Raw genomic sequence first — 13,581 nt, 5'->3', positions numbered from 1 at the left:
AAAAAGCTTTAAAAAGCTACTTGAGCACCCCGTCAAGTATCGGAACAAAATCACACTCTTCAAGCTCTTCTTCTTCAATATACTCCCCGTTTTTTATAAAACGGGTAATAACCTGTTTGTTTCCTTTTTGCAAAGGGGCAACAAGAATTCCCCCCTCAGCCAACTGTTCAAAAAGTTTTTTTGGAATCTCTTTCGCTGTTGCAGAAAAAAGAATTCTGTCATAAGGCGCATACTGAATCCAGCCGTTTTGTCCGTCATCTGTACGGGCATGGACATTATTTATACCAAGTTCTCGAAACCTTTTTTTTGCTTCAAGTATCAAAGATTCTATGCGCTCTATGGTAAAAACCCCGCGAAACAGATGGAAAGAACGGCTGCCTGATATCCACTTCCGCAGCCTATTCCAAAACCCTGTCTGCTCCACGCGGAAAAAGGTATTCCGTCATTTTTGCAACAGTCAAAGGAGAACTGATATACTGATTAGCCCCTATAGGCAAAGCATCGAGTTTATAGGCATTGTGTCTAAATCCTGCCGGCACAAATGCTTCTCTGTTTGTAGCAGCAATCGCTTTTTTTACTTCTTCACTTAAAGGAAACTGTGTACTACACTCTTCTGCCAGACGGGCTGTTTTTGTCGCTGTTATTCTGTCCAAGTTATTCTATCCCCACATCCATATATCTTCTCATTAGTTTTATCTCTTTTTTCCTGTACTGCATTTTCAAACAAGACTTGTTTGTGTTTCTGAAGGCTTCACCCTGCGGGGTGATAATACCGCTCATTGCTGTGCACTCTTTATTTGCACTGTCACTTGCCACAACATAGCACTGATTCATCAAGGCCAGTGCCTGTGTCAAAATTTTAAAATGCTCTGTACGCAACTCTCCCCACCATGAAGGCACGGCAATAACATCGGCCCCTTCTGATTTTTGCCAAAGTTCTTTAAAACGCAGTTCAAAACAAACAAACACGGCTAACTTAATACCGGCAACTTCCACTATTTTAAAATCTTCTTCACTGCCTGCGTGCATGTATTTGTCTTCATCACCAAATTTAAAAAGTTTGGCTTTTGCTCTTTGAAACACCACTTCTCCGTTATAAAAAACTTTGGCAAAGTTATAGACTTTCCCCTCTTTTTCTTCTAACATTGTCAAAACAATGATTTTGTCATGAGAAACTTTTTTCAGTGCCTCAGTAGCCCGTGGCGCAAAAGCAAGCATTGCATCCATACGCTCATAGTCATAAGAAGTCAAACACACTTCAGGTGCAACTATAATGGTATTTTTTTCTGTTTGTGTAATAAGTGCCAAAAGTGTCTGTAAATTATTTTCATAACTCTGTGTTGTTTCAAACAACAAAGAGCATAAAGAGTATTCGGCAGTGTTAGAAGTCATCATCAAATGAAAGGCTGCCTTTTGAGTAGTTTGTTACAGTGCCTTCAAAGAAGTTTGTTTTCTGGTCATTGAATTTTGCAAAGTCATCTACCCATTTAATAGGGTTGGAGACATTGTACAGCTTGTCAAAACCGACAGAGTTTAATCTGTCATCGGCGAGATACTGAATATACTGCTCAACAATCCCATCTGTCAAACCTAAAATCTGTCCCTGCGTGATATATTTGCCCCACTCGGTCTCAAGCTTGACAGCCTCTTTAAACATCTCAATTACATCGGCTCTGAGTTCATCAGTAAAAAGATCCGGTCGCTCTTTTCTTAAGGTATTGATTAAATTTTGAAACAGTACCAGGTGTGTCACTTCATCACGCTGAATGAAACGAATCATCTGTGCGGAACCGAGCATTTTTCCCGAACGTGCCAGTGTATAGATGTAGGTAAAACCACTGTAAAAATAGATGCCTTCAAGTATCTGATTTGCAAAACATGCTTTGACAAAATTTGTATCTGTCGGATTTTTTGCCAGCTCCTGATAGACAGCGGCAATCGTATCATTTTTGTGTTTGAGCATCATATCTCTGCGCCACAGATCATATATCTCTTCCGAGTTTGTAGAGATGCTGTCAACCATCACAGCATAACTTTGTGAGTGCAAAGCCTCTTCAAAAGACTGGCGCACCAAAATAAGATTTATCTCAGGGGCAGTCACATAAGGATTTACGTTATCTATTAAATTGTTTGTTTGGAGTGAATCCATAAAAATAAGTTGCGAAAGCGCTTTGTCATAAGCCGTTTTTTCAGCATCCGTGAGTTGTTTGTAATCATTGACATCCCGTGTCATATCAACTTCTTTTGGAAACCATGTGTTGTTAAGCATCATCTCCCACAGATTATATGCCCATTGGTATTTAATGTTGTTGAGTTCAAAAATACCTGTCGGATTTCCGCCAAAGACTTTTCTGTCATTAACATTTTCAGTTGAGTCAGGGTTATATATCTGTTTTCTGTTCATGGAATTCCCTTGTAAGTGATTATTTGAGTGTATGATTATATCCATCTGTAGATAAATTTTTGATAAGATATGAGAATGAATTTCAAACCATCTATTTTATTAAAAAACAGACATGTACAAACTGTCTATGCCAGCCTCTTTCGAAGGGTTCTTGTCAAAAATTTTGAGATAGAAACATTCACCCTCAGCGACGGAGATTTTCTCGAATGCTACTGGAAAAAAATTGATAATCATACAAAAATGTCTCCTGTTGTCATACTTTTTCACGGATTGGCAGGTTCTTATAAGTCTCCCTATATTCAAGGAACAGTAAAAGAACTCAAAGAAGCGGGATTCAGCAGTGTAGTCATGCATTTCAGAGGCTGTTCGGGCAAGCAGAATCTCAAACCAAGATCATACCACAGCGGTGATACACAGGATGCTTTTGAATTTATACAGGCTGTTTCAAAAAGATATCCCCGGGCAAAGATATTTGCGGTCGGATTTTCACTCGGTGCAAATATGCTCCTGAAACTTTTAGGAGAGAAACGCTCTACATGTAAACTTACTGCCGCTGTTGCTGTATCTGCACCGATGCTTTTAGACAAATGTGCCACACACATAAATAAAGGCTTTGCAAAATTTTATCAAAAGATTTTATTAAAAGATTTAAAAAGAGACTTGGAAAAGAAATATGAATCTTTTAATATGCAACAGATTATTTCTTTGCAGCAAAATGAGATAAAAAAATTAAAAAATTTTTGGGAATTTGACAATGTCTACACAGCCCCTGTTCATGGATTTTGCTCTGCACAGGAGTATTATACGAAATCCAGCAGCAGACAGTTTTTAAAATTCATATCAGTTCCAACACTTGTTATTCATGCGAAAGACGACCCTTTCATGCCTCCTGATATATTACCGACAAATGATGAAATATCATCTGCCGTTGAATTGGAAGTCAGTGAATTTGGAGGACATGTGGGATTTGTATCAGGAAGTATTTTCCACCCTCAATATTGGGCGGAAAAAAGAATTGTCAGTTTTTTTAAAACATTTTTACAGCAAGAGGTTCAAAAAGATATTTGAAACTCTCTATTTTTATTTGCGTGCGTGACGTTTTCTTTCACTCTCTGTTAAAAATTTCTTACGGATACGAATATTTTTAGGTGTCACTTCAAGAAGTTCGTCATCTTCTATCCACTCTAATGCACGCTCTAAACTCATATCACGAGGCGGAACAAGTTTAATCGCCTCATCTGCACCGCTTGAACGGACATTTGACTGTGCTTTTCCTTTAATAGGATTTACCACAAGGTCATTTGAACGTGAATGCTCACCGATAATCATACCCTCATACACTTCTGTCTGCACACCGATAAAAAGAACACCGCGGTCTTGAATACCAAAAAGCGAGAAAGCCAGTGTAGAACCGGATGTCATGGAAACAAGTGCACCGTATGAACGTGATTCAACTTCACCTGAAAACGGACGGAATTCCAAGAAAGAGTGATTCATTACACCCTCACCTTTTGTATCTGTCAAAAACTGCCCTCTAAAACCGATAAGTGCACGCGCAGGAATTTCAAACTCTATACGTTGGAAACCCTGTCCCATTGGCAGCATTGATTTCATTTCCGCTTTTCTTTTTCCCAAACGCTCAATAACCGTACCGCTTAAATCTTCCGGAACATCAATCACCAAATGCTCAAAAGGTTCACATTTCACACCGTTAATCTCTTTGGTAATAACTTCCGGACGCGAAATTGAAAATTCAAAGTTTTCGCGACGCATATTTTCGGCAAGTACTGTAATTTGAAGTTCACCACGGCCGGAAACTTTGAATTTACCCTCGCCGACAACTTCAAGACGCATAGCAACATTTGTGTTCATCTCAAACTCAAGTCTTTCACGAAGCTTGTTTGATGTAACGTGTTTGCCTTCTTTACCGGCCAAAGGAGAATCATTTACGGCAAAAACAACAGTCAGTGTCGGCTCTTCAACATGCATAGGATCAAGTGCAACAGGATTTACAGGATCGGCAATCGTGTCTCCGACATCAACAGTTTCCATTCCTGCAAATGCAACAATATCTCCTGCTTCCGCTTCCTCGATTTCCATACGGTTCAGTCCGTGAAAACCTATAAGTTTGGAGATTTTTCCTTTGACCATTTCGCCGTCAGCTTTTGCAAGCATAACATTGTCACCTTTATGTACAGTACCGTTAAAGATACGGCTGATACCGATTTTACCGACATAGTTGTCATAATCAAGTGTAAATACCTGTGCCTGCAGAGGATTTGCAGCATCACCTTCCGGTTCAGGAATTTTATTGATGATTGTTTCAAAAATACACTCAAAATCTCCGTCAGGATCATCCATATCCATTTTTGCCATACCATCACGTGCAGCAGCATAGATAATAGGAAAATCCTGCTGTTCATCTGTTGCACCCATATCTGCAAAAAGGTCAAACATTTCATCTACAACACGCTCAGGATCTGCTGAAGGTTTGTCAATTTTATTGATAACGACAATCGGCATTTTACCAAGTGCCAGCATTTTTTTCACAACAAATTTTGTTTGAGGCATAACACCTTCATAGGCATCAACAAGTACCAAAACACCATCTACCATTTTTAAAACACGTTCAACTTCCCCACCAAAATCGGCGTGGCCCGGAGTATCTATAATATTGATTTTATAATCTTTGTAACGAATAGCTGTATTTTTTGAAAGAATCGTAATACCACGCTCTTTTTCGATGTCATTGCTATCCATCGCTCTTTCATCATGTTGTTCGTGAGAACCGAATGTACCGGATTGCTCCAAGAGCCCATCAACCAGTGTAGTTTTACCGTGGTCAACGTGAGCGATAACGGCTATATTTCTAATTTTTTGCATTAGGGGTTTCCTTTATTTGGAAAATTTGCTGAAGAAAATTCTGCATTTCAGAGTACTTTCAGCTATTTTTCGCGAATTATACCCAAATAATTATTATATCCTTGTAAAATTAGTGATATACTTAGAGTATGATTAACTATCCGAAGAGTCTCGATACTATTTTTCACAAATTATACACACACAATATACTCCCTGTCATTGTAGGCGGTTATATTCGCGATGCACTTTTAGGAATTCCTTCAAATGATATTGATATTGAGCTCTACGGAGTCAGTTCTCTTGATAAAGTTGAAGAAATTTTACAGGAATTTGGAAAGGTGAACAGTGTTGGAAAGAGCTTTGGTGTCTGCAAGATGTACTATAAAAATCTGGATTTGGATTTTTCTCTGCCAAGAGAAGATAACAAAATTGCTTCGGGACATCAGGGTTTTGCAATCAAAATCTATAAAAATCTGGATTTTAAAACAGCTGCACTTAGAAGGGATTTTACCATCAATGCCATAGGTTATGATGTTGTCGGTAAAAAAATATTAGATCCTTATCACGGCAGAGAAGATTTAGATAAAAAAATATTACGCTCTGTGGATAAACAAAAATTTAAAGAGGATCCTTTGCGGGTTCTTCGTGCCGTTGTCTTTGCATCCCGCTTCCGTATGAAGCTTGATAAAATTCTTGTACTTACATGTAAAGAGATGATAAAAGAAAAACTTCTTGAAGAACTTCCCAAAGAAAGAGTTTTTCAAGAATTACAAAAACTTCTTCTAAAATCAGACAAACCCTCTCTCGGATTTAATCTTCTTAAAGAGTTAGGAGCATTTTCATTTTTTAGAGAACTTGCATTTCTAAACGGACAAGAGTATAAAGAAATTTTCAACTCTTTGGATATGTTAAAACAACTGTCAATAACAAATGATAAAGAGTTTGTTATACTTGCTTTGACTGTTATAACATCGAAGTTTTCAACAATACAGACACAGACATTTTTACAGAGAGTAACAAATGAAAAAACACTAATCAAAAAAGTTTTGCAACTTCATACAATTGATTTTGATTTAGATGATTTTAATGATTATGATATATACAAACTTGCTCAAAAAACAGATATTGCATTTTATGCACACTACTTACATGTAACGCAGAAGAAAAAAAAGATACAGAGTATTTACTCAAAAAAGCGAAAAAACTCAATGTACTTCATAAACCAATTCCTCCTCTCGTCAGTGGAAAAGATTTAATTGAACTGGGTCTACAGCCATCAAAAGAATTTTCAAAAATACTTCAATCAACATATCAGGCACAAATTCAAAATATTTTTAACACTAAATCTGATGCTCTCATCTGGCTCCAAAAAAATCTACTTTCCTAAAATATTCATTTTATTTTGTAGTTTTGAATATTGATTTATAGTGTTTATTGCTGATTTTAAAGTCTCAACGAGTTTTGAACTGTATATTTGTTTATTTCGTGTGTCATAATCATTGATAAGTTCTTTATAAATTTCTAAAAATTTTTGAGCTGATTCGATAGTTTTCCATATTAATATGTTTGTTCGTCAAAACAGCAATAAAAAGCTCAAAAGCTTTTTTCTTTTTTATATCCATATCATCGTTTTTAATAAAATATGCTTGTGTTTTTTCATCAAACGAAATAAGTTTTTTCATAACTTCATTTGCGCCTTCAACACTTAGTGCAAGATCTTTCATATTATTTTTTATATAAGAGCGCATTTCGGTAAGATTCATTTTTGCTATTTTTTCAATTAATTGCGAATTTGCCAATTTATCTTGATTTTTTTTACCAAACATTATCTACTCCTTATATTTTAGTTTACAACAGTTTCAATTTCTGAGAGATATTTTCCTTCCAGATAATCAATTTTCATCTCTTTGGCAACCGTGTAAACTTCTTTATCTTCTATATTTTTTATCCAGGTTTTTACACCTTTTTCATGAGCCATAACAGTAAAACCATCAATTATATTACGATTGTGAAATAGTTTTTCTTTATTTGAATAATAAGTATCAAATCGGACTACATCAATATTTAATTCTCTTAAATATAAAAAACTTGTATGCAGTGAACCTAATCTGTCTATGGCTATAAGGACACCAAAAGCTTTTAACGATTTTATTATACTATTATATCTGCTTATATAAGAATAATACTGCATTTCACTTAAAACAAACATTATTTTCTTGTCAGAATATTCTTTTAAAAGTTCTTTTGTTTTTGAAAGGAATTTGTCATTTCTCAATGATGTAGGCAAAACATTGATTGCGTAAATATTTTCTCTGTATTGGCAGTTTTTTAAAATTTCTTCTAAGACCATCAAATCAAAACTCACACCGAGTCCCAGTTTATTGATAACTTTTAAATATGTTTTTGGATGAATTATTTTTTTGTTTTGTCCTTTGAGTTTTATATAACATTCTCTAAAGACTGCATCATTTTTATTGTTGTAAACTGCCTGTGACATAATAAGAAGATTTTTATTTTCAATAGCATCAATGACCAATAATTCCAATTCATTTGGATTGATACTCTCTTCTTCTTTGTATTTCATATTTTTGTTTTTATTTTGAAGATCAAAAAGGTTTTCTATGAGGTAATTTAAATCTTTTGAATAACTCGTATCTGTCATGGCTCCTGATATTTTTATCTCTATATCATCCACATTCAAATCATTGGATTTTAAACATATAAGTTCTAGCAAAGTGCTGTATCTGTCTTTTGCTCCATCAAGTCCTATGATAAAATCACCGCCTTTAATATGACCAATAGGAAAATTTTCAATCCCTTCTTTTTTTAAATACTCTGTTATCCAATCAACAACATACTTTAAAACTTTATCCCGTTTTTTAATCCGTAAAGAGTATTTATATCATTTAAATTATCTATACTGATAAGAATCAGCGTATACTCTTTTTTTTGTTTTATCTCTTTTTGCAAATATTGATACAGGTATTCTCTGCTGAATGTTTTTGTTACACTGTCTGTTATTTTTACATCAAATCCTTTGTATATAAGAAAAAAAATAAAGTAGATACTGACAAGTAAAAGTAAAACAGCTTCTATATAAAATGATATTTCAAGTGTAGTGTAATTACTGATAAGTGTATGAAAAATAAAGGCAAGTATAAGAGCAAAGATAGGTAAAGCCATTCTAAGTGCAAGCTTAAAACGGTATTCCCTCTCTTTTGTTTGGGACAATAACATTTATACGTCTAAATGCTTCACATCTTTTGCATGTGTTTCGATATAGTTACGACGAGGTTCAACTTCATCACCCATAAACAATGTAAATGCATCTGATGCAACAGTTGCATCTTCTATGGAAATTTGTAAAAGGACACGGTTTTCAGGTGTCATGGTTGTTTCCCATAACTGATCAGGATTCATTTCACCCAGACCTTTGTAGCGTTGAATATACGCACCTTTTCTTGCATAGTCTTTGATATTTTCCAGTACTTCTATGATATCTTTGTCAAAATGAATATCCCATTCTGTTATCTTTTTATAAACAAAACTTGCTTCATTGAAATGCGGAGCAGAAAAAAGATCATCATTTATAAGAAGCTCTTCCATTCCTGTTTCTGTCTGTACAAAAAGATGAATTTCATTTGTTTCTTCATTAATGGTATAGGTTAAAATATTGTTGTTTATTGAAGTTAAAAATTTCTCTATTTCAACAAACATCTCTTTTGCAGGCAGGGCAATCAGGTCAGGGTTTTCAATAAAATGACGGATAAGTTTTACAAGAGCATAACGACGATTGAGTGCTTCAAGTGAAGAAGCATAATGATCAACCATTTTAAAATAGGCTATTAAATCATTATTTCCCACTCCGTCAACTTCCAAAGATTCTATACCGTTGCTGATAAGATATTCATTCATAGCAGCATCATCTTTAAAATAGATCTCTTTTTTGCCTTTTTTGTAACGATACAGTGGCGGTTGTGCAAGGTACAAATAGCCTTTATCTATAATGTCACGAAAATACCTGAAAAAGAAAGTAAGCAGAAGTGTCTGAATATGAGAACCGTCAACATCAGCATCTGTCATGATGATAATTTTATGGTAACGGAGTTTTTCTTCTTTATACTCTTCTCCGATTCCACAACCCATAGCTGTTATCATATTTGTAATTTCATCTGATTTTAAAATCTTGTCAAGCCGTGCTTTTTCAACATTTAGAATTTTACCTTTAAGTGGTAAAATTGCCTGAAAAACACGGTCACGCCCCATTTTTGCAGAACCACCCGCAGAATCCCCTTCCACCAGATAGAGTTCGCAGATACTTGCATCTTTGCTTTGACAATCAGCCAACTTTCCTGGAAGGGTGCCAACACTCATAGAATCTTTTCTTCGTGTTAATTCTCTTGCTTTTTTGGCAGCTTCACGACCGCGTGCTGCCATTAAAGCTTTGCTGACAATGGCTTTGGCCTCTATAGGATTTTCTTCAAAATATTTGTTAAGAGCTTCACCTGTTGCTTTTTGAATAAGCGGACGTACATAGGTGTTTCCGAGTTTTCCTTTTGTCTGTCCTTCAAACTGAGGTTCCGGAACACGGACTGAAACAATTGTAATCAGTCCTTCTTTTACGTCATCTCCGGAAATTTTGACATCTTTTTCTTTTGCGGCACCGTTTTTGGCATTATAGTTTGATATGACACGTGTAAGTCCTGCACGAAAACCTGCTTCATGTGTTCCCCCGTTTGGCGTGCGGATATTGTTGACAAATGAGGCAAGTTTTTCTTCATAGGAGTCATTATACATCAGGGCAATGTCAAACTCTATATCTTCGGCTTTTCCGCTGAAACTGTAGACATTGGCAACAATTTCTTTTTTATTCATATCAGTCACATACTGGGCTATACCGCCTTCAAAATGATAGACTTCTTTTGTACCGTTTCTTTCATCATTGAATTTTATGGTGATAAAAGGATTCAGATAGGCAAGTTCTTTGAATCTTTTTGCCAGGTATTCGTATTCAAAGGTTATTGTTTCTGTAAAGATACTCGGATCTGCTGCAAATTCAATAGTTGTACCGGTTTTACGGGTTGTTCCTGTAACTTCAAGAGGTCCCTGGGGAATCCCCATTTTAAAATCCTGTTCATGGATTTTCCCGTCACGGTAAATTGTCATGTGTAAATCAGAAGAGAGGGCATTTACAACAGAAACACCGACTCCGTGCAGTCCTCCGGAAACTTTGTAGGTATCTTTGTCGAATTTACCTCCGGCATGCAGTACTGTTAAAACAACAGTAGCGGCGCTCATATTTTCGGTAGGGTGCATCTCTGTCGGAATTCCGCGACCGTTGTCACTGACTTTACATGTACCGTTTTTAGTGAGTGTTACTGTTATAGTGTCACAATACCCTGCCATTGCTTCATCAATAGAGTTATCAATAACTTCATAGACCAAGTGATGCAGACCGCGGTGTCCGGTATCTCCGATATACATACCGGGACGTTTACGAACAGCTTCCAAGCCTTTAAGAACTTTAATATTACTAGCGCCATATTCTTGTTGCATTTAATACTCCATTGCCGTTTTCGGCATAATTAAAGACATTTTATCTAAAATAATCTTATGATAAGTTTTATAGCTGTGCAGAGGAAGGGAGAACCTACAGTTTAAATAACTATAGGCATAACAACTGTAATAAAATTTTCATCTTTTAAAATAAAAGGAAGGTTTCCTTCATTGAGTCCGATTGTAAATTCTGAAGAGTTTATAGAATTTAAAAAATCAAGTAAATATTTTGAATTGATTGCTATTGAAAAAGGTTCATCAAAACCTGTGTTGTAACTAATTTCTGTTTTTGCTTCGATGTTGTCTTCGCTTAAACTTTCAAAACTGATGGTATCATTGAAAAAAGTGAGTTTTACATCTGTAGATATAGTTGTAATTTGTTTGATAGAATTAATCATAATGGCTTTAGGTAAAACCAGATTATAGTTTGTTTCTTTGGGAATGATTCTTGAATATTCAGGGAATTTTCCGTTAATGAGTTTTGTAAAAAAAGTATATTGTTCTGAATGGATAATAAGATTTGTTTCGTCGTAATAGAGCTCGATATTATCAAAAAAGAGTTTTTGGATTTCAACAATTGCTTTTTTGGGAATTATTATAGATAATTCGTTTTCACTTTGGTTGTTAAGAGTAACAACTGCCAATCTTCGTGTATCTGTGGCTGCAAAGTTAATAGAATCTTTTTTTATATCTATTAAAGCACCGTTAAGTTCAAATTTGGGATTGTTGGTATCTATGGCAGGTGTTATTTTTTTTAAAGATTCAATGAGTGTGTGTGATTCGATGGAAATTCTTGGTTTTCCTTCGTAAGAAGGAAATTCCGGAAACTCATTATATGAAAAAGTAGGCAGTTTGAAATTAGAGTGTCCCTGTGATATAAGAAGAGTGTCATTTTTTGCTTCCAAATTAATTTCATCATCTTTTAATATTCTGACAATATCGAGAAATTTTTTACCGTTAGCGGTAATACTGCCTTCGTTTTCAATTTTTAGATTATCAGTTGATACTAAAAAACCTATTTCATAATCAGTTGCCTTCAGTGTTAGTTTTGAGCCGGAAACATTCATATAGACATGTGAAGTTATCTGTGATGTATCTTTTTTTTCCAAAAATGGTGCAGCATGAATGAGTATATTTTCCAATATAGATTTTGAGATGGTAATTTTCATTTTTTAAATCCCTATATATTTATATAATTTTAGTAAGTAGTAGTAGTATGGAGTGAATATGTGACAAATCAACTCAAACACCTACAGGCTTACTTTTTGAGATGTGAATACACCTTAAGGCTTCTTTCACATCTATTCACTTTTACAATTATATCTTTTTTTTTAATGCTTTTAAAATAAAATCAGGAGATAGATGTTATTTTGTTTGTAAGTTCATCAATTTTTACTTTAAAATCTTCATCATCTTTAAGCAGATTGTTGATTTTTTTAATGGTATGGCTGATGGCGGTATGGTCTTTCATGCCAAAATACTGTGCAAGTTGAGGCATTGTGTTTTGTGTGAGTTCGCGGCAGATATATATGGCAATTCTACGGGCATATACAATATTTTTGCTTCTGCCTTTTGAACGTATTTCACTTGGTTTGATGTTGAGATCTTTGGCTACAACTTCGGTAATGGTTTCCATTGTAAGGTTTGCTCTGTTCTCGTTCATCTGGTCTTTGAGCACATTTTTTGTAAAATCCAGATCAATGTCAACATGCATCAGTTGTGAATAGGCATGGAGTTTGGAAAGTATTCCTTCAATTTCTCTTACATTGCTGTCGATGACGGTTGCTATGTAGTTGACTATATCTTCGGAGAGTTTTACCTTGTTTATTTCACATTTTTTCTTGATGATGGCTATTTTTGTTTCTAATTCCGGTGGCTGTATATCGGCAACGAGTCCCCATTCAAATCTGCTTTGCAGACGCGCTTCAAGACCGCCGATTTTTTTAGGATGTTTGTCAGCCGTGAGAATAATTTGCTTTCCGGCACCTTTTAAAGCTTCAAAAGTGTGAAAAAATTCTTCTTGAATACCTTCTTTATTACTTAAAAACTGAATATCATCAATAAGCAGTACATCACATTTACGGTATTTTTCCTGAAAACGTTCCATTGTTTTGTTCCGTACATGTCGGATAAAATCATTTAAAAACTGCTCAACTGTCGTATATATGACAATTTTTCCCTCATTTTGAAAAACATTGCCGGCTGCCTGCATGAGGTGGGTTTTTCCAAGACCGACACCACCGTAGATAAACAAAGGATTGTAAACTTTTCCTGCATTTTCGCTGACACTTTTTACAGCAGCATAGGCAAACTGGTTGGAACCTCCGACCATAAAGTTGTCAAAAGAGTGTGAAGGATTTAACAAAGAGCTGCTTTGTTTTACTTCTACGGCTTTTTTTGTCTTTCTTTTTTCTATACTGTTTTTAAGCGTTATTTCTACATTTACTTTGGAACCGTTTTTTACTTCAAAAAGATGTGCTATTTTTTCTCTGTATTTATTTTTAATCCAATTGACAACCAGTGCATTGGGAGCATAAAATATAGCCAAATCAGCAGTAGATTTTTTTATATCATAAGAGAGATGTCTTATATATCTGTTATATTCGAGTTCACTTATTTCATCTTTGAGTGCCTGTAATACTTCTTGACCTATATTCACATAAAACCTTGTTTCTTTTTTTATATGTGAATAATACTTTTTTTATCCATAAAACAGGGTTAAATAGATGTGAATAGCCAAAATTCTCTTATGTGAATAT

The 13,581-nt window shown here is 35.1% G+C and carries 11 protein-coding genes and 1 pseudogene; 2 read left to right on the top strand and 10 right to left on the bottom strand.

The annotated features are described in order from the left end of the window. Window positions 1–16 precede the first annotated feature (16 nt). The 3 genes and pseudogenes from MLC44_RS00060 to MLC44_RS00050 all read right to left on the bottom strand — a co-directional run bounded on the left by MLC44_RS00060 (window position 17) and on the right by MLC44_RS00050 (window position 2,404). A pseudogene (locus MLC44_RS00060) lies at window positions 17–644 on the bottom strand (protein-L-isoaspartate(D-aspartate) O-methyltransferase). A gap of 10 nt (window positions 645–654) precedes the next feature. Next, window positions 655–1,395, bottom strand: coding sequence for a carbon-nitrogen hydrolase family protein (locus MLC44_RS00055; RefSeq protein WP_151901452.1), 741 nt, complete (start codon window positions 1,393–1,395; stop codon window positions 655–657). Further along, on the bottom strand, window positions 1,382–2,404 hold the full coding sequence (locus MLC44_RS00050; protein ID WP_151901453.1) for a ribonucleotide-diphosphate reductase subunit beta: 1,023 nt from the start codon (window positions 2,402–2,404) through the stop codon (window positions 1,382–1,384). Before MLC44_RS00050 ends, MLC44_RS00055 begins: the two co-directional genes overlap by 14 nt. A 75-nt stretch (window positions 2,405–2,479) precedes the next feature. Here MLC44_RS00050 and MLC44_RS00045 point away from each other — a divergent pair, with 75 nt between their 5' ends. Next, complete coding sequence (locus tag MLC44_RS00045) at window positions 2,480–3,472, top strand: hydrolase (protein WP_346389061.1); 993 nt, start codon at window positions 2,480–2,482, stop codon at window positions 3,470–3,472. A gap of 12 nt (window positions 3,473–3,484) precedes the next feature. Here MLC44_RS00045 and typA read toward each other — a convergent pair whose 3' ends face one another. Further along, entirely contained in the window at window positions 3,485–5,287 is a 1,803-nt protein-coding gene (gene typA / locus MLC44_RS00040) for a translational GTPase TypA (protein WP_418640840.1), read from the bottom strand. A gap of 128 nt (window positions 5,288–5,415) precedes the next feature. Here typA and MLC44_RS00035 point away from each other — a divergent pair, with 128 nt between their 5' ends. Then, entirely contained in the window at window positions 5,416–6,522 is a 1,107-nt protein-coding gene (locus MLC44_RS00035; RefSeq protein WP_434657788.1) for a CCA tRNA nucleotidyltransferase, read from the top strand. A 255-nt stretch (window positions 6,523–6,777) separates the two neighbouring features. Here the strand turns inward: MLC44_RS00035 and MLC44_RS00030 are convergent, their stop codons facing one another. The 6 genes from MLC44_RS00030 to dnaA form a co-directional block, all read right to left on the bottom strand. Next, window positions 6,778–7,092, bottom strand: a complete 315-nt coding sequence (locus tag MLC44_RS00030; protein WP_434657786.1) for a hypothetical protein — start codon at window positions 7,090–7,092, stop codon at window positions 6,778–6,780. Window positions 7,093–7,109: 17 nt separating this feature from the next. Continuing rightward, window positions 7,110–8,000, bottom strand: a complete 891-nt coding sequence (locus MLC44_RS00025; protein ID WP_434657783.1) for an EAL domain-containing protein — start codon at window positions 7,998–8,000, stop codon at window positions 7,110–7,112. A gap of 125 nt (window positions 8,001–8,125) precedes the next feature. Then, a complete protein-coding gene (locus tag MLC44_RS00020; RefSeq protein ID WP_434657781.1) occupies window positions 8,126–8,449 on the bottom strand; it encodes a diguanylate cyclase domain-containing protein in 324 nt (107 codons plus the stop codon). 54 nt (window positions 8,450–8,503) lie between these two features. Then, window positions 8,504–10,822 carry a DNA topoisomerase (ATP-hydrolyzing) subunit B gene (gyrB, locus tag MLC44_RS00015; RefSeq protein ID WP_151901459.1) on the bottom strand — a complete coding sequence of 773 codons (2,319 nt, stop codon included), beginning with the start codon at window positions 10,820–10,822 and terminating at the stop codon, window positions 8,504–8,506. 101 nt (window positions 10,823–10,923) lie between these two features. Next, window positions 10,924–11,991, bottom strand: a complete 1,068-nt coding sequence (dnaN, locus tag MLC44_RS00010; protein WP_434657777.1) for a DNA polymerase III subunit beta — start codon at window positions 11,989–11,991, stop codon at window positions 10,924–10,926. Window positions 11,992–12,173: 182 nt separating this feature from the next. Then, window positions 12,174–13,481, bottom strand: coding sequence for a chromosomal replication initiator protein DnaA (gene dnaA / locus MLC44_RS00005; protein ID WP_346389056.1), 1,308 nt, complete (start codon window positions 13,479–13,481; stop codon window positions 12,174–12,176). Window positions 13,482–13,581 lie beyond the last annotated feature (100 nt).

It is taken from the genome of Sulfurimonas sp. NW9, from assembly GCF_051132275.1.
Classification (GTDB): Bacteria; Campylobacterota; Campylobacteria; order Campylobacterales; family Sulfurimonadaceae; genus Sulfurimonas; species Sulfurimonas hydrogeniphila.
Note: the sequence above shows the minus strand (reverse complement) of the source record. Positions and strands in the feature narration are given on the sequence as shown.